Origin of the sequence: Pseudomonas sp. PSE14 (genome assembly GCF_029203285.1) — a bacterium.
Classification (GTDB): Bacteria; Pseudomonadota; Gammaproteobacteria; order Pseudomonadales; family Pseudomonadaceae; genus Pseudomonas.
Window position 1 is genome coordinate 5,016,229 of sequence record NZ_CP115669.1, and the last position, 25,892, is coordinate 5,042,120.

22 protein-coding genes and 2 tRNA genes are annotated in these 25,892 nt (G+C 62.8%); 2 read left to right on the forward strand and 22 right to left on the reverse strand.

Annotated elements, in window-relative coordinates:
* Nucleotides 1–8: 8 nt before the first annotated feature.
* From truB to rlmE, 13 genes are all read right to left on the reverse strand, one after another.
* Nucleotides 9–923: a tRNA pseudouridine(55) synthase TruB gene (gene truB, locus O6P39_RS23025; protein ID WP_275608709.1), complete on the reverse strand. Its 915-nt coding sequence runs from the start codon at nucleotides 921–923 to the stop codon at nucleotides 9–11.
* 3 nt (nucleotides 924–926) lie between these two features.
* The gene (gene rbfA, locus O6P39_RS23030) at nucleotides 927–1,316 is read right to left on the reverse strand and encodes a 30S ribosome-binding factor RbfA (RefSeq protein WP_275608710.1); all 390 of its coding nucleotides are present in this window, start codon (nucleotides 1,314–1,316) and stop codon (nucleotides 927–929) included.
* Between the two features lie 106 nt (nucleotides 1,317–1,422).
* Nucleotides 1,423–3,966: a translation initiation factor IF-2 gene (gene infB, locus O6P39_RS23035; protein WP_275608711.1), complete on the reverse strand. Its 2,544-nt coding sequence runs from the start codon at nucleotides 3,964–3,966 to the stop codon at nucleotides 1,423–1,425.
* 27 nt (nucleotides 3,967–3,993) lie between these two features.
* Nucleotides 3,994–5,475 carry a transcription termination factor NusA gene (gene nusA / locus O6P39_RS23040; protein ID WP_015478930.1) on the reverse strand — a complete coding sequence of 494 codons (1,482 nt, stop codon included), beginning with the start codon at nucleotides 5,473–5,475 and terminating at the stop codon, nucleotides 3,994–3,996.
* A 45-nt stretch (nucleotides 5,476–5,520) separates the two neighbouring features.
* On the reverse strand, nucleotides 5,521–5,979 hold the full coding sequence (gene rimP / locus O6P39_RS23045) for a ribosome maturation factor RimP (RefSeq protein WP_207882729.1): 459 nt from the start codon (nucleotides 5,977–5,979) through the stop codon (nucleotides 5,521–5,523).
* A gap of 127 nt (nucleotides 5,980–6,106) precedes the next feature.
* Nucleotides 6,107–6,183: transfer RNA gene (locus tag O6P39_RS23050), tRNA-Met, on the reverse strand.
* Nucleotides 6,184–6,274: 91 nt separating this feature from the next.
* Nucleotides 6,275–6,360: transfer RNA gene (locus tag O6P39_RS23055), tRNA-Leu, on the reverse strand.
* A gap of 16 nt (nucleotides 6,361–6,376) precedes the next feature.
* On the reverse strand, nucleotides 6,377–6,769 hold the full coding sequence (secG, locus tag O6P39_RS23060; RefSeq protein ID WP_275608712.1) for a preprotein translocase subunit SecG: 393 nt from the start codon (nucleotides 6,767–6,769) through the stop codon (nucleotides 6,377–6,379).
* A 2-nt stretch (nucleotides 6,770–6,771) separates the two neighbouring features.
* A complete protein-coding gene (gene tpiA, locus O6P39_RS23065) occupies nucleotides 6,772–7,527 on the reverse strand; it encodes a triose-phosphate isomerase (RefSeq protein WP_275608713.1) in 756 nt (251 codons plus the stop codon).
* A gap of 65 nt (nucleotides 7,528–7,592) precedes the next feature.
* The gene (glmM, locus tag O6P39_RS23070) at nucleotides 7,593–8,933 is read right to left on the reverse strand and encodes a phosphoglucosamine mutase (protein WP_275608714.1); all 1,341 of its coding nucleotides are present in this window, start codon (nucleotides 8,931–8,933) and stop codon (nucleotides 7,593–7,595) included.
* Nucleotides 8,930–9,799 (reverse strand): dihydropteroate synthase, encoded by an 870-nt coding sequence (gene folP / locus O6P39_RS23075; protein ID WP_275608715.1) that lies wholly within the window; start codon nucleotides 9,797–9,799, stop codon nucleotides 8,930–8,932. Before folP ends, glmM begins: the two co-directional genes overlap by 4 nt.
* 9 nt (nucleotides 9,800–9,808) lie before the next feature.
* Nucleotides 9,809–11,725 (reverse strand): ATP-dependent zinc metalloprotease FtsH, encoded by a 1,917-nt coding sequence (ftsH, locus tag O6P39_RS23080; protein ID WP_275608716.1) that lies wholly within the window; start codon nucleotides 11,723–11,725, stop codon nucleotides 9,809–9,811.
* Between the two features lie 200 nt (nucleotides 11,726–11,925).
* Nucleotides 11,926–12,549, reverse strand: coding sequence for a 23S rRNA (uridine(2552)-2'-O)-methyltransferase RlmE (rlmE, locus tag O6P39_RS23085; protein WP_275608717.1), 624 nt, complete (start codon nucleotides 12,547–12,549; stop codon nucleotides 11,926–11,928).
* Between the two features lie 79 nt (nucleotides 12,550–12,628).
* Between rlmE and O6P39_RS23090 the strand changes: the two genes are divergently transcribed.
* Nucleotides 12,629–12,943 carry a YhbY family RNA-binding protein gene (locus O6P39_RS23090; protein WP_207882711.1) on the forward strand — a complete coding sequence of 105 codons (315 nt, stop codon included), beginning with the start codon at nucleotides 12,629–12,631 and terminating at the stop codon, nucleotides 12,941–12,943.
* Nucleotides 12,944–12,985: 42 nt separating this feature from the next.
* Here the strand turns inward: O6P39_RS23090 and O6P39_RS23095 are convergent, their stop codons facing one another.
* The 9 genes from O6P39_RS23095 to grpE form a co-directional block, all read right to left on the reverse strand.
* Complete coding sequence (locus O6P39_RS23095) at nucleotides 12,986–13,420, reverse strand: DUF4149 domain-containing protein (RefSeq protein WP_275608718.1); 435 nt, start codon at nucleotides 13,418–13,420, stop codon at nucleotides 12,986–12,988.
* The gene (gene greA, locus O6P39_RS23100; protein ID WP_275608719.1) at nucleotides 13,401–13,877 is read right to left on the reverse strand and encodes a transcription elongation factor GreA; all 477 of its coding nucleotides are present in this window, start codon (nucleotides 13,875–13,877) and stop codon (nucleotides 13,401–13,403) included. The genes O6P39_RS23095 and greA overlap by 20 nt, the downstream gene beginning before the upstream one ends.
* Nucleotides 13,874–17,095, reverse strand: a complete 3,222-nt coding sequence (gene carB / locus O6P39_RS23105; protein ID WP_275608720.1) for a carbamoyl-phosphate synthase large subunit — start codon at nucleotides 17,093–17,095, stop codon at nucleotides 13,874–13,876. Before carB ends, greA begins: the two co-directional genes overlap by 4 nt.
* A 19-nt stretch (nucleotides 17,096–17,114) precedes the next feature.
* Entirely contained in the window at nucleotides 17,115–17,768 is a 654-nt protein-coding gene (leuE, locus tag O6P39_RS23110; protein ID WP_026079047.1) for a leucine efflux protein LeuE, read from the reverse strand.
* Between the two features lie 43 nt (nucleotides 17,769–17,811).
* Nucleotides 17,812–18,948, reverse strand: a complete 1,137-nt coding sequence (gene carA, locus O6P39_RS23115) for a glutamine-hydrolyzing carbamoyl-phosphate synthase small subunit (protein ID WP_275608721.1) — start codon at nucleotides 18,946–18,948, stop codon at nucleotides 17,812–17,814.
* A 331-nt stretch (nucleotides 18,949–19,279) separates the two neighbouring features.
* On the reverse strand, nucleotides 19,280–20,086 hold the full coding sequence (gene dapB / locus O6P39_RS23120; RefSeq protein WP_275608722.1) for a 4-hydroxy-tetrahydrodipicolinate reductase: 807 nt from the start codon (nucleotides 20,084–20,086) through the stop codon (nucleotides 19,280–19,282).
* Between the two features lie 58 nt (nucleotides 20,087–20,144).
* Nucleotides 20,145–21,275, reverse strand: a complete 1,131-nt coding sequence (gene dnaJ / locus O6P39_RS23125; protein ID WP_275608723.1) for a molecular chaperone DnaJ — start codon at nucleotides 21,273–21,275, stop codon at nucleotides 20,145–20,147.
* Between the two features lie 122 nt (nucleotides 21,276–21,397).
* Nucleotides 21,398–23,314: a molecular chaperone DnaK gene (dnaK, locus tag O6P39_RS23130; RefSeq protein WP_275608724.1), complete on the reverse strand. Its 1,917-nt coding sequence runs from the start codon at nucleotides 23,312–23,314 to the stop codon at nucleotides 21,398–21,400.
* 90 nt (nucleotides 23,315–23,404) lie between these two features.
* Nucleotides 23,405–23,968, reverse strand: a complete 564-nt coding sequence (grpE, locus tag O6P39_RS23135; RefSeq protein WP_275608725.1) for a nucleotide exchange factor GrpE — start codon at nucleotides 23,966–23,968, stop codon at nucleotides 23,405–23,407.
* 196 nt (nucleotides 23,969–24,164) lie between these two features.
* Between grpE and recN the strand changes: the two genes are divergently transcribed.
* Nucleotides 24,165–25,841 carry a DNA repair protein RecN gene (recN, locus tag O6P39_RS23140; protein ID WP_275608726.1) on the forward strand — a complete coding sequence of 559 codons (1,677 nt, stop codon included), beginning with the start codon at nucleotides 24,165–24,167 and terminating at the stop codon, nucleotides 25,839–25,841.
* The last annotated feature ends 51 nt before the right edge of the window (nucleotides 25,842–25,892 follow it).

The window sequence follows — 25,892 nt, forward strand, 5'->3', positions numbered from 1 at the left end:
TTTCGGCCTTAAGACCGAATCAGTCGACGCGGCGCCAGGCGCCCGTCATCAGTCACTTCACCGATACCGATGAAACGACCTTCGTGATCCTGCACCCGCAGCATGCCGAACTTCGGCATCTCGGGAGCGCGTACCGGCTGCCCGTGCAACCAGTAGTAGGCGCTGTGCTCGGAAAGCTGCAGCAGCGGCCAGTGCTCCAGGCCGGCATCCACCGGCAACAGGAAGCGGTCGAGGGCTTCGTTGCCACCCTCGGCATGGACTTTCTCGAGCTCCTCCAGGGTCACCGACTGGTTCAGCTGGAACGGCCCGGCCTGGGTCCGGCGCAGGGCGGCGACATGGGCGCCACACCCGAGTTCGCGGCCGATGTCTTCGACCAGGGTGCGAACATAGGTGCCCTTGCTGCAGGAAACGGCCAGCGTCGCACAGGGCGACTCGAAGGCGAGCAAATCCAAGCGCGCAATAGTAACAGAACGCGCCTCGCGCTCCACTACCTCTCCTGCACGCGCCAGCTTGTACAGCGGCTGGCCGTCCTTCTTCAATGCCGAATACATCGGCGGCACCTGCTCTATGTCGCCACGGAAGCGCGGCAACATGGCCTCCACCGCTTCCCGACCGACGGTCACTTCGCGCTGTTCGAGCACCTCACCCTCGGCATCGCCGGTGGTAGTGGTGACGCCCAACTGAGCGACGGTCTCATAGGCCTTGTCGGCATCCAGCAGGTACTGGGAGAACTTGGTCGCCTCGCCGAAGCACAGCGGCAGCACACCGGTGGCCAGCGGATCGAGGCTGCCGGTGTGGCCGGCCTTTTCGGCATTGAGCAGCCAGCGCACCTTCTGCAGGGCCTGGTTGGAACTCATGCCGCGCGGCTTGTCGAGCACCAGCACGCCGTTGACCGCACGGCGAATGCGTTTCACCTGGGCCACGCCTTACTCCTCGGAGTCGCCGCCGTGGCGGCGATCTTCCGCCACCGCCCGCTCGATCAGCGCCGACAGCTCCGCGCCGCGACGAATGCTGGCGTCATAGCTGAAGTGCAATTGCGGAACGGTACGCAGCTTCATCGCCTTGCCCAACTGCATACGCAGGAAGCCTGCGGCATCGTTGAGGATGTCGGTGTTCTGCTTCACCACCGCGGCATTGTCATCCTGTCCCATCACGGTGACGAACACCTTGGCATGGGACAGATCACGGGCCACGTCGACGCCGGTGATGGTCACCAGGCCCAGACGCGGGTCCTTGATTTCACGCTGGATCAGCAGCGCCAGTTCACGCTGCATCTGGTCGCCGATACGCTGGGTACGGCTGTACTCTTTGGCCATTTTCCTAACCTGCTTACCCGAGCCCTGAGACTGCGGGTCTGAAAGCGGCAAACGCCCGGGACGACTGGAAAGCCGGCCCGGGCGCTGCGTTCACGCTCGAATACCCTTACAGAGTACGAGCGACTTCGACCTTCTCGAACACTTCGATCTTGTCGCCGACGCGAACGTCGTTGTAGCTCTTCACGCCGATACCGCACTCCATGCCGGCACGGACTTCGGCGACGTCGTCCTTGAAGCGACGCAGGGATTCCAGTTCGCCTTCGAAGATCACCACGTCGTCGCGCAGCACGCGGATCGGACGGTTGCGGTGCACCAGCCCCTCGGTGACCATGCAGCCAGCGACCGCGCCGAACTTCGGCGAACGGAACACGTCACGCACTTCGGCGATACCCAGGATGTTCTCGCGAACATCGCTGCCGAGCATGCCGGTCAGGGCTTTCTTGACGTCTTCGATGATGTCGTAGATCACGTTGTAGTAACGCATGTCGAGGCCTTCGGACTCGACGATCTTGCGCGCACCAGCGTCGGCACGGACGTTGAAGCCGAACAGCACCGCGTTGGAGGCCAGCGCCAGGTTGGCATCGGACTCGGTGATACCACCGACGCCGCCGCCGACCACGCGAACCTGCACTTCGTCGTTGCCCAAACCAACCAGCGAGCCCTGCAGGGCCTCCAGAGAACCACGAACGTCGGCCTTGAGGACGATGTTGAGGGTCTTCTTCTCGTCCTGGCCCATGCTCTCGAAGATGTTCTCGAGCTTGGCGGACTGCTGGCGAGCCAGTTTGACTTCGCGGAACTTGCCCTGACGGAACAGAGCGACTTCGCGGGCCTTCTTCTCGTCGGCCACCACGGTCATCTCGTCACCGGCATCCGGAGTGCCATCCAGGCCGAGGATCTCGACCGGAATGGACGGACCGGCTTCCTTGATCGGCTTGCCGTTCTCGTCGAGCATCGCACGGACGCGGCCGTAGTTGACGCCGACCAGGACCATGTCACCCTGACGCAGGGTACCGTCCTGGACCAGCACGGTAGCTACCGGGCCACGGCCCTTGTCCAGGCGGGACTCAACCACCACGCCACGGCCCGGGGCCGACGGAGTGGCTTTGAGTTCCAGTACTTCGGCTTGCAGCAGTACCGCTTCGAGCAGTTCGTCGACGCCGGTACCCATCTTGGCGGATACGTGGACGAAGGGAGCATCGCCACCCCACTCTTCCGGAATCACATCCAGAGCGGCCAGGCCGTTCTTGATGTTGTCCGGGTTCGCGTCCGGCTTGTCGATCTTGTTCACCGCGACCACGATCGGCACGCCAGCGGCTTTCGCGTGCTGCACGGCTTCCTGGGTCTGCGGCATCACGCCGTCGTCCGCCGCCACCACCAGGATGACGATGTCGGTCGCCTGGGCACCACGGGCACGCATCGCGGTGAACGCGGCGTGGCCAGGGGTGTCGAGGAAGGTGACCATGCCGCGGTCGGTTTCCACGTGGTAGGCGCCGATGTGCTGGGTGATGCCGCCGGCTTCGCCCGCCGCCACCTTGGCACGACGGATGTAGTCGAGCAGCGAGGTCTTGCCGTGGTCGACGTGACCCATCACGGTCACCACCGGCGCACGCGGTACGGCCTCGCCTTCGAACTTCAGCGACTCGGCCAGCTGTTCTTCCAGCGCGTTCTCGCTGACCAGCTTGACCTTGTGGCCGAACTCTTCGGCTACCAGTTGGGCAGTTTCCTGATCGAGCACCTGGTTGATGGTGACCGGGCTGCCCATCTTGAACATGAACTTGACGACATCGGCACCCTTGACCGCCATCTGCTGAGCGAGCTCAGCCACGGTAATGGTCTCGCCGATACTGACTTCGCGCACAATCGGTCCTGTCGGGCTCTGGAACCCGTGCTGGTTACGCTTCTTGAGCTTGGCCTTGCCACGACCACCGCCGCGACGACCGAAACTGTCTTCGTCGTCTACGCCTGCACGGACGACACGCGGAGCGCTGGTCTTTTCCTTTTCCTTGATCGACGGGCGATGCTGGGCATGCTTGCGATCACGGCGCTCGTCCTCGTCTTCGCGCTTGGGCGCACGACGCGGCTCTTCCTTCTTGCGGTCATCCGCGGCCGGAGCCGGGGCTGCTGCAGCGGCAGCAGCCGGAGCAACTGCCGGTGCGGCGGCGCGCGGAGCTTCTGCGGTAGCCGGCTGAGCGGCAACCGCAGCAGTAGTTTCAGCGGCCTGACGGGCAGCCTCGGCCTGACGGCGAGCTTCCTCTTCGGCGGCGCGCTGACGGGCGTCTTCCTCAGCCTTCAGGCGCGCCGCCTCTTCCGCGGCGCGCTGCTCTTCCAGCTCACGCTGACGCTCGGCCTCGAGCTCTGCGGGGTCACGCTTGACGTAGGTTTTCTTCTTGCGGACCTCGACGCTGACGGTCTTGCTGCCAGCGACTTTCAAGGTCGAAGTGGTCTTACGTTGCAGGGTGATCTTGCGCGGCTCTTCCGCGCGCTCACCATGGCTGCCCTTCAGGTGGGCCAGCAGCGCTTGCTTCTCGCTGTCGGTCACCACCTGCTCGGCGTTGTTATGGGGCAGACCCGCTTCGCGCATCTGCTGCAGCAGGCGCTCCACCGGCGTATCGACCGTCTTGGCCAGTTCTTTCACCGTGACTTGCGTCATGCACTTCTCTCCTCAGGCCGCGAATGCTTACTCGAACCAATGGGCCCGGGCGGCCATGATCAACTTGCCGGCACGCTCTTCGTCCATGCCGTCGATGTCGAGCAGATCGTCAATGGATTGCTCGGCAAGATCTTCACGGGTGGTTACGCCACGCAGCGCCAGGTCCACGGCCAGCTCTTTGGTCATGCCATCGAGGCTGAGCAGGTCTTCGGCAGGTTGTGCGTCGGCGAGTTTCTCTTCAGTGGCGATGGCTTTGGTCAGCAGGCGGTCCTTGGCTCGCGAGCGCAGCTCGTTGACGATGTCCTCGTCGAAGCCGTCGATGCTGAGCATCTCTTCCATCGGTACGTAGGCGATTTCTTCCAGGGTGGTGAAACCTTCTTCCACCAGCACCTGGGCCAGTTCCTCGTCGACATCCAGCTCGTCGACGAAACGTTGCAGGATGTCGCCAGTTTCAGCCTGCTGCTTGGCCTGGATATCGGCCTCGGTCATCACGTTCAGGGTCCAGCCGGTGAGCTGGCTGGCCAGACGTACGTTCTGGCCACTGCGGCCAATGGCCTGTGCCAGGTTATCTTCGGCAACGGCGATATCCATGGTGTGGGTATCTTCGTCGACGATGATCGCCGCCACTTCGGCCGGAGCCATGGCGTTGATCACGAACTGCGCGGGGTTGTCGTCCCACAGGACGATGTCCACACGCTCGCCGCCCAGTTCGCCGGAAACGGCCTGGACGCGGGAACCACGCATACCGATGCAGGCACCCTGCGGGTCGATACGCTTGTCCTTGGAGCGAACGGCGATCTTGGCGCGCGAACCCGGATCACGGGCGGCGGCCATCACGTCGATCAGTTGCTCGGCGATTTCCGGTACTTCGATGCGGAACAGCTCGATCAGCATTTCCGGCGCGGTACGCGACAGGACCAGTTGCGGACCACGGTTCTCGCTGCGGATTTCCTTGAGCAGGGCACGCACACGTGTGCCAACGCGGAAGGTTTCACGCGGGATGATCTGGTCGCGGGCGAGCAGCGCTTCGGCGTTGTTGCCCAGATCGACGATCACGTTGTCGCGGGTGACCTTCTTGACGGTGCCAGAAATGATCTCGTTGACCTTCTCGCGGTAGGCGTCGACCACCTGAGCGCGCTCGGCTTCGCGAACCTTCTGCACGATGACCTGCTTGGCGGTCTGTGCGGCGATACGGCCGAACTCGATGGATTCGATCTTCTCTTCAATGACCTCGCCGGCCTTCATGCCGGGGTGCTCTTCCTGCACGTCTTCGACGGTCAGTTCCGATGCCGGATTGGAGTAGTCCTCGTCCTCGACGATGGTCCAGCGACGGAAGGTCTCGTAGTTGCCGTTGGCGCGGTTGATTTCCACGCGCAGGTCAACCTCGTCCTCGAAACGCTTTTTGGTCGCGGTCGCCAGGGCCAGTTCCAGCGCTTCGAAAATCACGCCAGGCGGTACACCCTTTTCGTTGGATACCGACTCAACAACCAGCAGTACTTCTTTGCTCATCGTACGCCTCGCCTTTCAATCCATTGGAATCCGCGCTGTGGCGGCTCACTCAAATCGGGGAATGATGTTGGCCTTGTCGATCGAGTCGACCGGCAGCAGGTATTCATGGTCGTCCACCAGGACCACCACATCCTGCTCCTCCACACCACGGAGAATGCCCTGGAAATTGCGCCGCCGTTCGAAGGGCGTGCGCAGCTTGATCTTTACCTGTTCGCCGACGTAGCGGGCGAACTGGTCAAGCGTAAAGAGAGGCCGATCCATGCCGGGCGACGACACTTCCAAGGTGTACTCACCACTGATCGGATCTTCCACATCCAGGATGCCACTGACCTGACGACTGACGATCTCGCAGTCATCGATCAGGATGCCTTCCGGACGGTCGATATAGACCCGAAGCAGGGAATGGCGACCTTGGGAAATGAACTCCAGGCCCCAGCACTCATAGCCGAGCGCTTCTACTACAGGGGCCAACAAGGCCTGCAACTGTTCTAGCTTGCTCGACACCTGATCGCCTCGCGTATGCTGTAGAAATAAAAAATGGGCGAAACGCCCATCCCTTAAGGACCGCCCTGACCTGGCGGCACGGACTGTCCAGCTAGCAAAAAGCCCCTGAAAAGGGGCTCTGCCAAACTGGTTGCGGGAGCAGGATTTGAACCTACGACCTTCGGGTTATGAGCCCGACGAGCTACCAGACTGCTCCATCCCGCGTCAAAGCTGGTGCGAAATTATACGGTTGAGCCCCTTGAAGGTCAACCGAAACTCCGGAACGAAAAGGCCCGCACAGCGGGCCTTTCGCATATGGTACCGAGGAGGGGACTCGAACCCCTACAGCCTATGGCCACTACCACCTCAAGGTAGCGTGTCTACCAATTCCACCACCTCGGCAAAAACTCTTGCCTGCTTACTTCTGCTCAGGAGCTGCCGGAACATCGCTGTTACCGGTCGCAGGAGCTTGTTGCTGCTCTTGCGAACCCGGCACATCGTTAGCTGCCGGAGCCTTTTCCTGCTTTTGCTCCATCACTACCGGATCAGGAAGGCCGGCATGACGAATCATATCAGCTTTTTCTTTAGCAAAATACGCTAAACCCAAGCTAGTAATGAAAAAAACCGCAGCAAGTATAGCAGTAAAACGGCTCAGGAAGGTAGCAGAACCTTGGCTACCGAAAACGGTGGCCGAAGCACCCGCACCAAACGACGCACCAGCGTCGGCACCCTTGCCATGCTGAAGCAGGACCAGCACAACCAGACCCAGCGCCATCAGCAGGTGAATCACGATTACAACTGTTTCCAGCATCTTCAGCTTCCTGCGGCGCGACAGATCGCACCGAACTCATCCGCATTCAGGGAGGCCCCACCAATGAGCCCCCCATCGATATCCGGCATTCCGAACAGCTCGACAGCATTGGCTGCCTTGACGCTGCCGCCGTACAGGAGACGAAGACCGCGGGCCACTTCAGCGTTTTCCGCCGAGAGCTGCGCACGGATCGCCGCGTGCACTTCCTGGGCTTCCTCGGGAGAAGCTGTCAGCCCCGTCCCAATCGCCCACACCGGCTCGTAAGCCACAACGGCGCGGGAAAACGCCCCGACGCCCAAATCTTCGATCACCGAGCCCAACTGGCGCCCGACGACTTCCAAAGTCTTGCCCGCCTCGCGCTGCTCGCGGGTCTCACCCACGCACAACACCGGAACCAGGCCGCACGACTGAACCGCTGCAAACTTGCGACTGATCACGCCATCGCTTTCACCCAGAATCAGGCGACGCTCGGAGTGGCCAACCAGCACCAGGGAGCAGCTCGCATCCGCCAGCTGACTGGCTGCGACCTCGCCCGTAAGGGCACCCTGCATGGGTTCAACCGCGCAATTCTGCGCACCGACGGCAATCGCCTTACCTTCCAGACCATGCTTGACCTGGTTGATGTACAGACAGGGCGGAAACACCGCCACGTCGACACCCGTAGGAAGAGCCAGTTGCCGCAGGCCTTTGATCAGCTCCGTTACACTGGAGCGGGTACCGTGCATTTTCCAATTACCGGCCACCAGGGGTCGACGCATGCTGTACCTCGCTGAGCAAAGTGGGCGCAGATATTACTCGACAGATTTAGAACTGACAAGAGAAATCAAGCACATACCTCGGTTACGACTTTCGCCAGCTGCTCGGCATAAGCTCGCACCCGAGTCTCTTCGTCACCCTCGACCATCACCCGAACCAACGGCTCGGTACCGGACTTGCGCAAAAGAACTCGGCCACGGCCCGCCATTTCATCGGTGACCTTGGCACAGGCCTCCTTGACTGCAGGGTGTTCCAGCGGGTCCACGTCACCGCCGGCAAAGCGCACGTTGATCAGCACCTGCGGACACTTGCGGATGCCCATGCGCGCCTCGGCCAGATTCTGCCCACGCGTTTTCAGCGCCATCAGCACCTGTAATGCCGCAATGATTGCATCACCGGTGGTCGTATGCTGGCAGCATACGACATGACCGGAGTTCTCGCCGCCCAACTGCCAGTTACGCGCCTGCAATTCGGACATCACATAACGGTCGCCGACCTTGGCGCGCACGAACGGGATGCTCAGGTCCTGCAATGCCAGCTCCAGCCCCAGGTTACTCATCAACGTCCCCACCACGCCGCCATGCAGCTTGCCGCGATCGAGCAGGTCGCGGGCGATGAGGAAGATAATCTCGTCACCATCGACCACCGCACCGGTGTGATCCACCATCATCACTCGGTCGCCATCGCCATCGAAGGCGATCCCTATGTCGGCTTGCTCGGCCAGCACGGCAGCCTGCAGCGCCTCCATATGGGTCGAGCCGCAGTTTTCATTGATGTTCAAGCCGTTCGGTTGCACGCCGATCACCGACACCTCGGCACCCAGCTCACGGAACACGCTCGGGGCGATCTTGTAGGTCGCCCCATGGGCACAATCGACCACGATACGCAGCCCGGCGAAGTCAGTGTTCGACGGCACACTGCTCTTGCAGAACTCGATGTAGCGGCCCGCCGCGTCGTTGATGCGCGACACTTTCCCCAAGCGGGCCGACTCGACCACGGTCATTGGGGTATCGAGCAGTTCCTCGATAACCAGTTCGACCTCATCGGGCAGCTTGGTGCCGTGACCGGAGAAGAACTTGATGCCGTTATCGTCATGCGGATTGTGCGAGGCACTGATGACGATACCGGCTTCGGCATGGAAGGTGCGAGTCAGATAAGCGATGCCCGGGGTTGGCATCGGGCCAAGCAACATCACATCGGCGCCAGCCGCGGACAGCCCCGCTTCCAGGGCGGATTCGAACATGTAGCCGGAAATCCGGGTGTCCTTGCCCACCAGCACACGACACTTGCCCTGCTGACGGAACGCCATGCCGACGGCCCAACCCAGTTTGAGCACGAAGTCCGGCGTGATCGGCGGCGTGCCTACACGGCCGCGAATACCATCGGTGCCGAAATACTTCCTGCTCATGCGGGCATCCCCTCTTCTCTTGCACTTTCTACTGCGTGAATCATCCGAACCACGTCCACGGTCTCGGCGACATCATGGACACGGATAATGCTGGCACCCTTGGCCACCGCCAGAGCTGCCAGCGCCAGGCTCCCATAGAGACGCCCATCGACCTCTCGGCCCAGCGCGCGACCGACCATGCTCTTGCGGGATACCCCGACCAGCATTGGGCAGCCCAACTCCATCACTCGCTCCATCTGCCGGAACAGGCTGAGGTTGTGATTCTGAGTCTTGGCAAAACCGAAGCCGGGATCGACGATGATCCGCTCCCGGGCAATGCCCACCGCTTCGCACGCCGCGATACGCTCCTCGAGGAAGCCCAAAACCTCCTTAAGGATGTCCGGGTAGCGCGGATCGTCCTGCATATTCCCCGGCTCGCCGCGCATGTGCATCAGGCAGACCGGCAGACCGCTATCGACCGCGGCATCCAGCGCGCCATCGCGCTGCAGCGAACGCACGTCATTGATCAACCCAGCCCCCAGCCGCGCGGTTTCGCGCATCACCGCCGGGGTCGAAGTGTCCACCGAAATCACCACATCCAGCTCGCGAGCGATGGCCTCGACCACCGGCGCCACGCGCTCCAGCTCTTCGGTTGGCGAAACGACGCGCGCGCCCGGTCGGGTCGATTCACCGCCGACATCGATCAGCGTGGCACCCGCCTCGACCATCTCCGCCGCATGGCGCAGCGCCACATCCAGCCGATTGAAACGGCCGCCGTCGGAGAAGGAATCAGGGGTGACGTTGAGGATGCCCATGACGTGCGGGCGACTTAAATCAAGAACCCGGTTGCCGCAAGGCAACCGGGTCGGGTGGTACAACGAACTCATTCAGTGCTCTCAGTGTTCGCCAGCGGGCCCGCCAATCGGGTTTTCCTGGCGTCCTTCGTCGCGCGGCGAAGCAGCATTGCCGGAGGAGCCGGAGTTGCCGCCCTGCCAATCGCGCGGCTCGCGCGGAGTGCGGCCGGCCATGATGTCGTCGATCTGATCGGCGTCGATGGTTTCATATTTCATCAGCGCGTCAGCCATCATGTCGAGCTTGTCGCGGTTCTCCTCCAGCAGACGCTTGGCGGTGCCGTAGCAGTCGTCGATGATGCGGCGCACTTCCTGGTCGATCATCTTGGCGGTCTCGCCGGAGACGTTAGCGTGCTGGCTACCGGCGCTGCGACCGAGGAAGACCTCACCCTCTTCTTCCGCGTACATCAGCGGACCGAGTTTTTCCGACAGGCCCCACTTGGTCACCATGTTCCGCGCCAGCTGGGTGGCCCGCATGATGTCGTTGGAGGCACCCGTGGTGACGCCTTCGAAGCCCAGGGTCATCTCTTCGGCGATACGGCCACCGAACAGCGAGCAGATCTGGCTTTCCAGGGCACGCTTGGACAGGCTGTAGCGATCCTCTTCCGGCAGGAACATGGTCACGCCCAGGGCCCGGCCGCGCGGGATGATGGAAACCTTGTAGACCGGATCGTGTTCCGGAACCAGGCGGCCGACGATAGCGTGGCCGGCTTCGTGGAACGCGGTGTTCTTCTTCTCCTTCTCGGACATGACCATGGTCTTGCGCTCAGCGCCCATCATGATCTTATCCTTGGCCAGCTCGAACTCGCGCATGTCGACGATGCGCTTGTTGGCGCGAGCGGCGAACAGCGAAGCCTCGTTGACCAGGTTGGCCAGGTCGGCACCGGAGAAGCCCGGGGTACCGCGCGCAATCACGGCCGGATCGACGTTGTCGCCCAGCGGGACCTTGCGCATGTGCACTTTCAGAATCTGCTCGCGACCACGGATGTCCGGCAGACCGACCACCACCTGGCGGTCGAAGCGGCCCGGACGCAGCAGCGCAGGGTCGAGTACGTCCGGACGGTTGGTCGCGGCGATGACGATGATGCCGTCATTCATCTCGAAGCCGTCCATCTCCACCAGCAACTGGTTGAGGGTCTGTTCGCGCTCGTCGTGACCGCCGCCCAGGCCGGCGCCACGATGACGGCCGACGGCGTCGATCTCGTCGATGAAGATAATGCAGGGCGCGTGCTTCTTGGCCTGGTCGAACATGTCGCGAACGCGCGAGGCGCCCACGCCGACGAACATTTCCACGAAGTCCGAACCGGAAATGGTGAAGAACGGCACCTTGGCTTCGCCGGCGATCGCCTTGGCGAGCAGAGTCTTACCGGTGCCGGGCGGGCCGACCATCAGCACACCGCGCGGGATGCGGCCACCCAGGCGCTGGAACTTGCCCGGATCGCGAAGGAATTCCACCAGCTCGCTGACCTCTTCCTTGGCCTCGTCGCAACCGGCAACGTCAGCAAAGGTGGTCTTCACCTGGTCTTCCGACAGCAGGCGCGCCTTGCTCTTGCCGAAGCTCATCGGGCCGCCGCGGCCGCCACCGCCGCCCTGCATCTGCCGCATGAAGAACATGAAGACGGCGATGATCACCAGGATCGGGAAGCTGGCGACCAGCAACTGGGTCCAGATGCTCTGCTGCTCGGGCTGCTTACCCTCGACAACCACGTTGTTGTTGACCAGGTCGCCGATCAGGCCGTTGTCCTGGATCGCCGGGCGGATGGTCTTGAAGGTGTCACCATCCTGGCGCTTGCCAGTGATGACGTAACCGTCGACGGTTACGCGCTCGACCTTGCCGTCCTTCACCTGTTGGATGAAGTCCGAGTAATTGAGCGTCTGCGGCTCGCTCGGGCTGGAGAAGTTGTTCATCACGGTGACGAGTACCGCCGCGATGATCAGCCACAGGATCAGGTTCTTTGCCATGTCGTTCAATTGACTACCCTCTGAAGCCGGCTCCGCCCTGGAAACCGCTTCGCACGACGGCCAGACTCCTTCCGGCCAAAATTACTACACAACTCCCACCCCAGGCAGGCGTCGTCTGTAACCCTTTATGAACCCCGGCTTACGCCGGCACAAGCAAAAGCTGCGGGCTATAGACCAATAGCCGGCACAATCATTCCAGTCTAGGCGCCGCGAAAGCCTCGTGCGAGCAGATACTGCTCCCGCGAACGATCGCGGGACGACAGTGGTTTACGCATCTGCACCTTCTCGAAGTTCTCGCGAACCTGCTTGTGGTAAGCGTCGAAACCCTCACCCTGGAAAATCTTGATCAGGAAATCGCCCCCCGGACGCAGCACACGAGTGCAGAGATCCAGGGCCAGCTCGCAGAGGAACATGGCGCGCGGCATGTCCACGGCGGGCAGTCCACTCATATTGGGGGCCATATCCGAAATCACAAGGTCTACCGGATTTTCCCCGATAGCCTGGAGCAAATTGGCAAAAACCTCGTCCTCGGTGAAGTCACCCTGGATGAAGGTGACATCCGGGATGCTGTCCATCGGCAGGATGTCCGAGGCGATCAGGATGCCCTTGTCGCCGATCACCCGGCTGGTGACCTGGGACCAGCCGCCTGGCGCCGCGCCGAGGTCGACCACGGTCATGCCTGGACGCAGGATGCGATCCTTCTCCTGGATTTCCAGCAGCTTGTAGCTGGCGCGCGAGCGATAACCGTCGCGCTGTGCCATCTTCACGTACGGATCGTCGAAATGTTCTTTCAGCCAGCGATGGCTAGTCTTGGAACGGGCCACGTATTACCTCGTCTGAGCGGCATCCCGGTATAACCGAAACTCGGGTAGAATATCCGCCTTTTTTCCCAGGGGTCAGATTATGGCGCTCTCTCAGGAGCAGAAAAAGCAGTTCAAATCTATCGGGCATCACCTGAAACCCGTATTGACCGTTGCTGAAAACGGTCTGTCGGAAGGCGTGATGGCCGAGCTTGAGCGTGCGCTCAACGATCATGAATTGATCAAGGTGCAATTCCGCATCGCCGAACGCGACGACCGTCGCGCGCTGATCGACGAACTCTGCCAGAACGGCAGCTGCGAACTGATCCAGGTCATCGGCAAGATGGCGCTGATCTATCGCCGCAATCCCAAGCCGAACAAGAACCTGTCAAACATCAGCCGCTACAGCGGTCTCTGACAGTCAAGCCCGGCAGCGCGGAGCCGGCAAGGCTCCGCAGCGTCAACTCCGCTCGTCCCGCCCCGGCGCCGGCTGCAGCACCAGCAGCAACCCGCAGAGCGCCACCACCAGGTAGTTGAACAGCAGCCAGCGCTCAGCGTCAGGCGCAACCTGGCGTACGCCGAAATACGCCACCGTCATCACCAGCACGCTGAGCAACAACTGCCCACGCATCTCGCGCGTGAAGGCGGCGAATCCGCGCGCCTGCCAGAGCACCAGGGCCTGGAGCAGCGCGCAGAAACCGGCGAAACCCAGCAGCAACGGCTTCAGGGCCTGCGCCACCGCATCCACCAGCAGCGGCGCCAGGCCGATCTTGCCCAGCGCCGGCAGCATCACGAACTGAAGCAGCCAAAGGCCGCCGACCCAGAATGTCTGGGCCAGCAGCCAACTGATGGTGCCTGCGCTTGGACTTTGCCGATCAGGCGTGGCGGACTTCAACGATCTCGTACTCGACGTCGCCACCCGGAGTCTTCACCAGTACGGCGTCGCCTTCGGTCTTGCCGATCAGCGCACGGGCGATCGGCGAGTTGACCGAGATTTTGCTGTTCTTGATGTCAGCCTCGTCGTCGCCGACGATCTGGTAGGTCACGGTCTCATCGGTCTCGACGTTGGCGATATCCACGGTGGTACCGAAGATCACCTTGCCAGTGTGCGGAATGGTGGTCACGTCGATGATCTGCGCGTTGGACAGCTTGGCCTCGATGTCGCGGATGCGAGCCTCGGACATGCCCTGCTGTTCACGGGCGGCGTGGTACTCGGCGTTTTCCTTCAGGTCGCCCAGCTCACGCGCTTCGGCGATGGCCTGGGTGATCTGCGGGCGCAGAACGGTCTTCAGGTGTTTCAGTTCTTCTTCCAGGGCGCGAGCGCCCTGGACGGTCATTGGAAATTTGCTCATGCGTTGATTCCTGCATGGAGATCCTGCAGTCGGCGAACGGTCTTCTCGGGACCGAACTTGAGCGCCTCACAGATCGCCTGACCCGCCGCGATGGTGGTGGTGCAGTAGATCTTGTGCTGCAGGGCGTTACGACGGATGGAGTACGAGTCAGCGATGGACTGGCGACCTTCGGTGGTGTTGATGATCAGGGTGACTTCGTCATTCTTGATCATGTCGACCACGTGCGGACGGCCCTCGGTCACCTTGTTCACGCGGCGCACCGGCAGACCGGCGGCTTCGATGCCCTTGGCGGTACCGGCAGTCGCGACAACCTCGAAGCCCAGCGCAATCAGATCGCGAGCGACCTGGACGGCCTGCTGCTTGTCGTCATCGCGGACGCTGATGAAGGCGCAACCGGCATTCGGCAGGATTTCGCTGGCGCCCAGCTGGGCCTTGGCGAATGCCTCACCGAAGCTGTCGCCGACACCCATCACCTCGCCAGTGGATTTCATCTCTGGGCCGAGGATCGGGTCGACGCCGGGGAACTTGGCGAACGGGAACACCGCTTCCTTGACGCTATAGTACGGCGGGATCACCTCTTCGGTGAAGCCGACTTCGGCCAGGGACTTGCCAGCCATGACGCGGGCCGCGACCTTGGCCAGGGATTCGCCGATGCACTTGGAGACGAACGGCACGGTACGGGACGCGCGCGGGTTCACCTCGATCACGTAGATATCCTCGCCCTGCACGGCCATCTGCACGTTCATCAGACCGACCACGCCGAGTTCCAGGGCCATCTTCTTGACCTGCTCGCGGATCTCGTTCTGGATGTGCTCGGGCAGCGAGTACGGCGGCAGCGAGCAAGCGGAGTCGCCGGAGTGCACGCCGGCCTGTTCGATGTGCTGCATGATCGCGCCGATCACCACGGTCTCGCCATCGCATACGGCATCGATGTCGACTTCGATGGCGCAGTTCAGGAAGCGATCCAGCAGCACCGGGCTGTCGTTGGAAACCTTCACGGCTTCGCGCATGTAGCGCTTGAGCTCTTCTTCCTGGTAGACGATTTCCATTGCGCGGCCGCCCAGCACGTAGGACGGGCGCACCACCATCGGGTAGCCGATGTTCTTCGACAGTTCCAGGGCCTGGTCTTCGCTGCGCGCGGTGGCGTTGGCCGGCTGGCGCAGGTTCAGGCGCTGGACCATCTGCTGGAAGCGCTCGCGGTCTTCGGCGCGGTCGATGGCGTCCGGGCTGGTGCCGATGATCGGCACACCGGCCTCTTCCAGGGCGCGGCAGAGTTTCAGCGGAGTCTGGCCGCCGTACTGCACGATGACGCCCTTGGGCTGCTCGACGCGGACGATTTCCAGCACGTCTTCCAGGGTTACCGGCTCGAAGTACAGACGGTCGGACGTGTCGTAGTCGGTGGAGACAGTTTCAGGGTTGCAGTTGACCATGATGGTCTCGTAACCGTCTTCACGCATGGCCAGCGCGGCATGCACACAGCAGTAGTCGAACTCGATGCCCTGGCCGATGCGGTTCGGACCGCCACCCAGGATCATGATCTTGTCGCGAGTCGACGGATTGGCTTCGCACTCTTCCTCGTAGGTCGAGTACATGTAGGCGGTGTCGGTGGCGAACTCGGCGGCGCAGGTATCCACGCGCTTGTACACCGGCAGCACCTTGAGCTTCTGGCGATGGCTGCGCAGGTTCTTCTCGGTCACGCCGAGCAGCTTGGCCAGACGAGCGTCGGAGAACCCCTTGCGCTTGAGCTTGTACATCAGGTCACGGTCGATGGCGGAGAGACCCAAGGTCTTCACGCGCTCTTCGTCCTTGACCAGGTCTTCGATCTGCACCAGGAACCACTCGTCGATGCGAGTCAGGTCGAAGACTTCGGCGATGCTCTTGCCGGCGCGGAAGGCGTCGGCGACGTACCAGATGCGGTCGGCGTTGGGCACGGTCAGCTCGCGCTTGAGGATGCTCTCAGCTTCCGGATCGTGCAGGTCCAGCTTCGGATCGAAACCGGTGGCGCCGACTTCCAGGCCGCGCAGGGCTTTCTGCACGGATTCCTGGAAGGTGCGGCCGATGGCCATGACTTCACCCACGGATTTCATCTGGGTGGTCAGGCGGGCGTCGGCTTTCGGGAATTTCTCGAAGGCGAAACGCGGGATCTTGGTGACGACGTAGTCGATCGCCGGCTCGAAGGACGCCGGGGTGCGGCCGCCGGTGATGTCGTTCTGCAGCTCGTCGAGGGTGTAGCCGACAGCCAGCTTGGCGGCGATCTTGGCGATCGGGAAGCCGGTGGCCTTGGAAGCCAGCGCCGAGGAACGCGATACGCGCGGGTTCATCTCGATCACGACCATGCGGCCGGTGTTCGGGCAGATGCCGAACTGCACGTTCGAGCCGCCAGTTTCCACGCCGATCTCACGCAGCACCGCCAGGGAGGCGTTGCGCATGATCTGGTATTCCTTGTCGGTCAGGGTCTGCGCCGGTGCCACGGTGATGGAGTCACCGGTGTGCACGCCCATCGGGTCGAAGTTCTCGATGGAGCAGACGATGATGCAGTTGTCCTTCTTGTCGCGGACAACCTCCATCTCGTATTCCTTCCAGCCGATCAGCGATTCGTCGATCAGCAGCTCGTTGGTCGGCGACAGGTCCAGACCACGGGCGCAGATTTCTTCGAACTCTTCGCGGTTGTAGGCGATGCCGCCACCGGTGCCGCCCATGGTGAAGGACGGACGGATGATGCAGGGGAAGCCGACCTTCTCCAGCACACCATAGGCTTCTTCCATGCTATGGGCGATGCCCGAGCGCGGACAGGCCAGGCCAATGTCACGCATGGCCTTGTCGAAGCGCGAACGGTCTTCGGCCTTGTCGATGGTGTCGGCGTTGGCACCGATCATTTCCACGCCGAACTGCTCGAGCACGCCATGGCGCTCCAGGTCCAGGGCGCAGTTCAGAGCGGTCTGGCCGCCCATGGTCGGCAGCAGCGCGTCAGGGCGCTCCTTCTCGATGATCTTGGCGACGGTCTGCCACTTGATCGGCTCGATGTAGGTGGCGTCGGCCATGGCCGGGTCGGTCATGATGGTGGCCGGGTTGGAGTTCACCAGGATGACACGGAAGCCTTCTTCCTTCAGGGCCTTGCAGGCCTGCGCGCCGGAGTAGTCGAACTCGCAGGCCTGGCCGATGACGATCGGGCCGGCGCCGAGGATCAGGATGCTCTTGATGTCTGTACGCTTGGGCATGGGACTCTCGTTGCAATATTCAGGAAAGGGTTGCGCTGGCCAGCTTCACGCCAAAGCCGACGAACAGGGCGCCGACGCCACTCGAGGCGCCGGCAGCCAACCGTTGCCGCCGACGGAACCAGGCCGCCAGACGCACACCGGAGAAAATCAGGAAACTCAGGTACAGGGCGCTGATGATCTCGAGGATCGTGCCCAGCACCAGGAACGACAGGCCGGGGTAGGCGTAACCCGGGTCGACGAACTGGATGAAGAAGGAGATGAAGAAAAGGATCGCCTTGGGGTTGGACAGGCTCAGCAGCAGCGCCTTGCGGAACGGCTGGTTGACGTCCACTTCCTTGGCCGGCGCGGCGGCCGCTTCCAGCGGGTGGCGCAGCTTCTGCCAGCCACCGCGGAGCATGCCGATCCCCAGGTAGAAGAGGTAGGCGGCGCCGACGTACTTCAGACCCAGAAACAGCATCGGCTCGGCCTTGAGCACCGAGGCGATACCCAGCGCCGACAGGAACATCAGGATCGCATCACCCAGGAACACCGCACTCGCCGCCCGATAGCCCGAGGCCACGCCGCGCTGGGCGGCGGTGGCGAGGACGAACAGCGAGTTCGGCCCCGGCAGCAGGACGATGAACAACGTACCCAGGACGTAGGTCCAGAGGTCGGTGATTCCCAGGGTCGGCATCATCTTCTTCTACCTCTTCCGTCTAGTTCGCACCAGGCCGGACTCAGCGGCGCTCGGCCATCGCCGCGATGAAGCGGTCGAACAGCGGAGCGACGTCGTGCGGACCAGGGCTGGCTTCCGGGTGACCCTGGAAGCTGAAGGCTACCTTGTCGGTGCGCTCGATACCCTGCAGGGTGCCGTCGAACAACGACTTGTGGGTAGCGCGCAGGTTGGCCGGCATGCTCGCCTCGTCCACGGCGAAACCGTGGTTCTGGCTGGTGATCATCACCACGCCCGAATCCAGGTCCTGCACCGGGTGGTTGGCACCGTGGTGGCCGTGGCCCATTTTCAGGGTCTTGGCGCCGGAAGCCAGGGCCAGCAGTTGGTGGCCGAGGCAGATACCGAACACCGGGATCTCGGTGTCGAGGAACTCGCGGATAGCCTGGATGGCGTAATCGCACGGCTCGGGGTCGCCAGGACCGTTGGAGAGGAAGATGCCGTCCGGATTCAGGGCGAGCACTTCGCTGGCCGGGGTCTGTGCCGGCACGACGGTCAGGCGGCAGCCGCGGGCTACCAGCATGCGCAGGATGTTCAGCTTCACGCCGAAATCGTAGGCAACCACGTGGTACGGCAGGTCGGCAGCGGCGATTTCCGGATGGCTGTCGGTTTCCAGGTTCCACACGCTGGAACGCCACTCGTAGCGCTCGGTGGAGGAAACGACTTTCGCCAGGTCCATGCCTTTCAGGCCCGGGAAGCCCCGCGCCAGTTCGAGGGCTTTTTCCTCGGTGGCGTCGGGGCCTGCCAGGATGCAGCCGTTCTGCGAACCCTTCTCGCGCAGGATGCGGGTCAGGCGGCGGGTATCGATGCCGGCGATGGCAACGGTACCGTTCTCTTTCAGGTAGTCCGGCAGGGACTGCTTGTCGCGCCAGCTGCTGGAGAGCAGCGGCAGGTCGCGAATGATCAGGCCGGCGGCCCAGACCTTGTTCGACTCGGCGTCTTCCGGCGTGGTGCCGGTGTTGCCGATGTGCGGGTAGGTCAGGGTGACGATCTGTTGGGCGTAGGAAGGATCGGTGAGGATTTCCTGGTAGCCGGTCATGGCGGTGTTGAACACCACCTCTCCGACGGTCTGGCCGTCGGCGCCGATGGCTTCACCGCGAAAAACGCTGCCGTCGGCAAGTGCAAGTATGGCTGGCTTAGTCAAGAAGACCTCCCGTAGTTCAAGCCTGGCTGGGCGTGCGCAGATTGTAAAAAAGCGGGATGACATCAGAAGAAGTCATCCCGCTTTTTATGTGATCATGCTGCGCTGCTTTTAGTGGACACACTAAAGCTGTAGTTTACAGAAAAGCGACATCATGGTCCACCTTTTGCACGACGTACGGCTATGCCACCCAGCGTCAGCTTTCGATCTCGCGAGCTAGAGTCGGGCAAGGCGGATAGGAATCGAGGGCACGGAGTTTACACGTGCTAAATGAGCACCCGAGGCTCCTATCCAACGCCGCCCGGACGACGCGCAACAGATCGAAAGCGGGTGCTCAGCGAAGGCCAAGCACGTCCTGCATGTCGTACAGGCCATTGGCCTGCCCTTCCAGCCACTGCGCGGCACGCACAGCGCCACGAGCGAAAGTCATGCGGCTCGAGGCCTTGTGGGTGATTTCCACGCGCTCGCCGTCGGCGGCGAACAGCACGGTGTGATCGCCCACCACGTCGCCGGCACGCACGGTGGCGAAGCCGATGGTCTCGCGCGGACGAGCTCCGGTCTGACCTTCGCGACCATAGACGGCCACTTTTTCCAGATCACGCCCCAGCGCATTGGCGACCACTTCACCCATGCGCAGCGCAGTACCGGATGGCGCATCGACCTTGTGACGGTGGTGCGCCTCGATGATTTCGATGTCCACCTCATCACCCAGCACGCGAGCAGCGGTGTCGAGCAGCTTCAGGCAGAGATTCACGCCCACACTGTAGTTGGCGGCAAAGACGATCGGGATATCCTTGGCCGCATCACTCAGCAGCGCCTTCTCCTCGACGGTGAAGCCGGTGGTGCCGATAACCATGGCCTTGCCGGCCTTGCGGCAGACTTCCAGGTTCTTAAGGGTGACGGTCGGGTGGGTAAAGTCGATCAGTACGTCGAACTCGTCGACCACCTTGACCAGGTCGCCCGACAGCGGCACGCCAATGCGCCCCAGGCCCGCCAGCTCGCCCGCATCAGCACCCACCAGGGTGCTGTCCGGACGATCGACCGCTGCGGTCAGGCCGGCGCTGCCATTGGTCTGCTGCACCGCTTCGATCAGGGTCTTGCCCATGCGCCCGGCGGCGCCCATTACGGCTATACGTCGCATATAAAACTGCTCCAAAGCTAGAAAGCCCCGGACGATTCACATCGTCCAGGGCCTTGCATCATAGATCGTCGAAGAAGCGCTTCATGCCCTCGAACCAGCCACTGGCCTTGGGCGAATGGGAAGAGTTGCCCTGCAGGGTGCCGCGGAACTCTTCGAGCAACTCGCGCTGACGCTTGTCCAGGTTGACCGGGGTTTCCACGACGACGCGACACATCAGGTCGCCGGCACCGCCACCACGCACCGGGGCAACACCCTTGCCGCGCAGGCGGAACAGCTTGCCGGTCTGGGTGCCTTCGGGAATCTTCAGCTTCACGCGACCATCCAGGGTCGGCACTTCCAGCTCACCACCCAGGGCCGCGTCGGCGAAACTGATCGGCACTTCGCAGTACAGGTGCTTGCCGTCGCGCTGGAAGATGTCGTGCTCACGCACGTTCACCACCACGTACAGGTCGCCCGCCGGGCCACCATGGGCACCGGCCTCGCCTTCGCCGGTCAGACGGATGCGGTCACCGGTATCGACGCCGGCCGGCACTTTCACCGACAAGGTCTTGTGTTCTTCCACGCGCCCCTGGCCGTGGCAGGAGCCACAGGGGTCGGTGATCATCTTGCCGCTGCCGTGACAGCGCGGGCAGGTCTGCTGGACCGAGAAGAAGCCCTGCTGCATACGCACCTGGCCGATACCGCCGCAGGTGGTACAGGTGACCGGCGTGGTGCCGGGCTTGGCGCCGCTTCCGCTGCAGGTCTTGCAGCCGACCAGGGTGGGAACACGGATAGTCACGGTGGTACCGCGAACCGCGTCTTCCAGATCCAGGTCGAGGGTGTAGCGCAGGTCGGCGCCACGCGCCGGGCCGCCACGGGAGCCGCCACGACCGCCGCCACCGCCGAAGAAGTCGCTGAAGACATCACCGAAGATGTCCGAGAAGCTCGCACCACCGAAGCCGGCGCCACCGCCACCCATCTGCGGGTCGACGCCGGCATGGCCGTACTGATCGTAGGCCGCGCGCTTGCTGGCGTCGGACAGGACCTCGTACGCCTCGTTGGCCTCCTTGAATTTGTCCTCGGCTTCCTTGTCGCCGGGGTTGCGGTCCGGGTGGTACTTCATGGCAAGCCGACGATAGGCCTTCTTCAGGTCCGACTCGCTGGCGCCACGCTCGACACCCAGTACCTCGTAAAAATCACGTTTGGCCATAAATTCTTTGCACCTTGAAAACCTCTCCCCCAGACACGCCAACGCGGGAGCAAGCCCCCGCGTGACGTTTCATGCGCACCGACACGCTGGTCGGTGCGCCGGAGCGGAAGCAAGCACGCGGCTTACTTGTTCTCCTTGACCTCTTCGAACTCGGCATCGACGACATCGTCGCCAGCCTTGTCGTCAGCGGCCTCGCCCTGAGCGGCAGCGCCCGGCTGCGGCTGTTCGGCGTACATCTTCTGCGCCAGCGGGGTGGACGCCTGGGACAGCGCGTTCATCTTCGCTTCGATCTCGGCCTTGTCGTCGCCCTTCACGGCAACTTCCAGCTCGCCCAGCGCTTTCTCGATGGCAGCTTTCTCCTCGGCGGTGGCCTTGTCGCCAGCCTCGGTGACCATCTTGCGAGTCGCATGGACCAGCGCATCACCCTGGTTGCGGGCAGCGGCCAGCTCCTCGAACTTGCGGTCTTCCTCGGCGTTCGCCTCGGCGTCACGCACCATCTGCGCGATCTCGTCCTCGGACAGGCCGGAGGAAGCCTTGATCACGATGGACTGCTGCTTGCCGGTAGCCTTGTCTTTGGCGCCGACGTGCAGGATGCCGTTGGCGTCGATGTCGAAGGTCACTTCGATCTGCGGCACACCGCGCGGAGCCGGCGGAATGTCGGCCAGGTCGAACTTGCCCAGCGACTTGTTCTGCGCGGCTTGCTTGCGCTCGCCCTGCAGCACGTGGATGGTCACCGCGCCCTGGTTGTCATCGGCGGTGGAGAACACCTGCGACTTCTTGGTCGGGATGGTGGTGTTCTTGTCGATCAGCGCGGTCATCACGCCACCGAGGGTTTCGATACCCAGGGTCAGCGGGGTGACGTCGAGCAGCAGCACGTCCTTCACGTCGCCGGCCAGAACGGCGCCCTGGATGGCAGCACCCATGGCAACGGCTTCGTCCGGGTTGACGTCCTTGCGCGCTTCCTTGCCGAAGAACTCGGCAACGGTCTTCTGCACCAGCGGCATACGGGTCTGGCCGCCGACCAGGATCACTTCGTCGATCTTCGAGACGTCCAGGCCTGCGTCTTTCAGCGCAACGCGGCACGGCTCGATGGTGCGGGTGACCAGGTCTTCCACCAGGGACTCCAGCTTGGCGCGGGAAACCTTGACGTTCAGGTGTTTCGGGCCGCTGGCGTCAGCGGTGACGTACGGCAGGTTGACGTCGGTCTGCTGGGTCGAGGACAGCTCGATCTTGGCCTTCTCGGCAGCTTCCTTCAGGCGCTGCATGGCCAACGGGTCGCCCTTCAGGTCCATGCCCGACTCTTTCTTGAACTCTTCAACGAGGTAGTCGATCAGGCGCAGGTCGAAGTCTTCACCGCCCAGGAAGGTGTCGCCGTTGGTGGCCAGCACTTCGAACTGGTGCTCGCCATCGACTTCGGCGATTTCGATCACGGAAACGTCGAAGGTACCGCCACCCAGGTCATACACGATGATGGTGTGGTCGCCCTTGGCCTTGTCCAGGCCGTAGGCCAGCGCAGCCGCGGTCGGCTCGTTGATGATGCGCTTGACGTCCAGACCGGCGATACGACCGGCGTCCTTGGTGGCCTGACGCTGGCTGTCGTTGAAGTAGGCCGGAACGGTGATGACCGCTTCGGTGACCGGCTCGCCCAGGTAATCCTCGGCGGTCTTCTTCATCTTCTTCAGGACTTCGGCGGAGACCTGCGGCGGGGCCATCTTCTGGCCCTTGGCCTCGACCCATGCGTCGCCGTTGTCAGCCTTGACGATGGCGTACGGCACCATCTTGATGTCTTTCTGTACGACGTCTTCTTCGAAGCGACGACCGATCAGGCGCTTCACCGCGTACAGGGTGTTCTTCGGGTTGGTCACGGCCTGGCGCTTGGCCGGCTGACCGACCAGGATTTCGCCGTCGTTGGCGTAACCGATGATCGACGGGGTGGTACGAGCGCCTTCGGCGTTCTCGATGACCTTGACGTTACCGTTCTCCAGGATGGACACACAGGAGTTGGTGGTCCCCAGGTCGATACCAATGATTTTGCCCATATTTCACTCTCCAGAAATTAGATTCCGCGCTGACCCTGTTGCGGGTCTTTGGCTCGGTTGATTACCCAGATGGGGACCGGGTGGTGGATTTCAAGCCTTCTCGTCGATCGAAGGCGGGGTTTGTTCGGGCGCCTTGCTGACCACGACCATCGCCGGACGCAGCAGGCGACCGTTGAGCAGGTAACCCTTCTGGAACACCTTGACCACGCTACCCGGCTCCAGACGCACGCTCTCTTCCATCGCCATGGCCTGGTGATGCTCGGGATTGAACGGCTCGCCGTGCGGATCGACCGGCTCGAGATTGAAGCGCTTCAGGGTGTCGTGGAACATCTTCAGCGTCAGCTCGATGCCTTCGCGCATCGGCTTGATCGCCTCGTCTTCCGGGTTCGACATCTCCAGCGCGCGCTCGAGGGTATCGACGATCGGCAGCAGGTCGCCGGCGAATTTCTCCAAGGCGAACTTGTGCGCTTTTTCCACGTCCTGCTCGGCGCGGCGGCGGACGTTCTGCAGTTCGGCGACGGCGCGCAGGCTCTGATCCTTGGCCGCGGCGAGCTGCTCTTCCAGCTCCAGCACGCGGGCATTCAGGTCCTCGGCAGCACCGGTTTCCGGCTGCTCGTTGAACTGGGAATCCCGAGTCTGTTGTTCGTCAGACATGCCACTCTCCTAAAAAAGAAAATAAGCCTTTGAAAACAAAGCGAACCCATTGGTCCGCGGCTCTGCCGTCTATATGGGGCGGATTTTTTCGACTTCAAGGGCGCCGACCTCACGGGCACCCCAATGCGACAGGAGAGAATTGCCAGCGGCAAAAAATACTGTATAAATAACCAGACTTATTGAGGAGCCGCCGCCCATGCTGGTTCACCTGTCCGTGCACAACTACGCCATCGTCGAGCACCTCGATCTCGAGCTCGCCGCTGGCATGACCGTGATCACCGGCGAAACCGGCGCCGGCAAGTCGATCATGCTCGACGCCCTCGGCCTCGCCCTGGGCGACCGCGCCGACAGCGGCGTGGTGCGCCCCGGCGCCGACAAGACCGACATTCTCGCCAGCTTCGATGTCAGCGCGATTGCCGAAGCCCGCGATTGGCTGGCCGAGCGCGACCTGGAGCAGGACGGCCCGTGCATCCTGCGCCGGGTGATCACCGCCGAAGGCCGCTCCCGCGCCTATATCAACGGCACGCCCTGCCCTCTGGGCGACCTCAAGCACCTGGGCGAACTGCTCATCGACATCCACAGCCAGCACGAGCACCAGTCCCTGCTCAAGGCCGACACCCACCGCCGCCTGCTCGACGAATACGCCGGCAGCCAGGACCTGGCGCGCCAGGTGCACCTTGCCGCGCAGCGCTGGAAGCAGACCCGCCAGGAGCTGGACCGCCTGTCGCGCAATGGCGACGAGCAACGCGCTCGCCACCAGTTGCTCAGCTACCAGCTGGAAGAACTGGAAAACCTCGGCCTGGGTGATAACGAACTGGAGACGCTGGAAGCCGAACACAAGACCCTGAGCAACGCCGGCAGCCTGATCGCCGCGTGCCGGCAAGTAGTGGAAATGTGCAGCGAAAGCGATGCCGGCAACGTGCTTTCAGCCCTGACTTCGAGCCTCAATCGCCTCACTGCCTTCCCGAGCCAGCCGGTGGCGCTGGGCGAAGCGGTGAACCTGCTGTCCAGCGCGCAGATCCAGGTGGAAGAGGCAATTGGCGAGCTGAACCGCTTCGTCGACAACTTCGACGCCGATCCCATGCGCCTGCAACAACTGGAAGAACGCATGGACGCCATCTACAGCCTGGCCCGCAAGCATCGCGTACAGCCCCACGAACTGCAGGACCTGCAGCAGCGCCTGCTGGATGAGCTGGAAGCGCTGAACGCCGATGATGAAGCCGTCGAGCGCCTGGGCGACGAACTGGCCGCCTATGCCCGTCATTACCAGGAGAAGGCTGAAGAACTCAGCCGCATCCGCCAAACCGCCGCGCCGCAGCTGGCCAAGGCGGTGGAAGTGGAAATGCAGCGCCTGGGCATGCCCGGTGGCCGCTTCGCCATCGACCTGCGCGAAGCCAGCTCGGACGAACCCCAGGTGAACGGCCTGGAGCAGCTGGAGTTCCTGGTCAGCGCCAACCCCGGCCAGCCCATGAAGGGCCTGGCGAAAGTTGCCTCGGGCGGCGAGCTGTCGCGCATCAGCCTGGCGATCCAGGTGATCACCGCGCAGACCTCGCGCATCCCGACCCTGGTTTTCGACGAAGTGGACGTCGGCATCGGCGGCCCCACCGCCGAAGTCGTCGGCCAACTGCTGCGGCGCCTGGGCGATCGCGGCCAGGTACTGACCGTCACCCACCTGCCACAGGTGGCTGCACAGGGGCACCAGCACCTGTTCGTGCACAAGGACCGCGACACCAGCGAAACCCGCACCGCCGTGGCCAACCTGAAAAAGGCCGAACGCATCGAGGAAATCGCCCGCATGCTCGGCGGGGTCGACCTGACCAAGGAATCCCTGGCCCACGCACGCAAGATGGTGGACTCCGCCATACAGGGCTGACCCGTAGGGCGTACAACCGGTCGCGGTTGTACGTCGATACACCTACCGCAT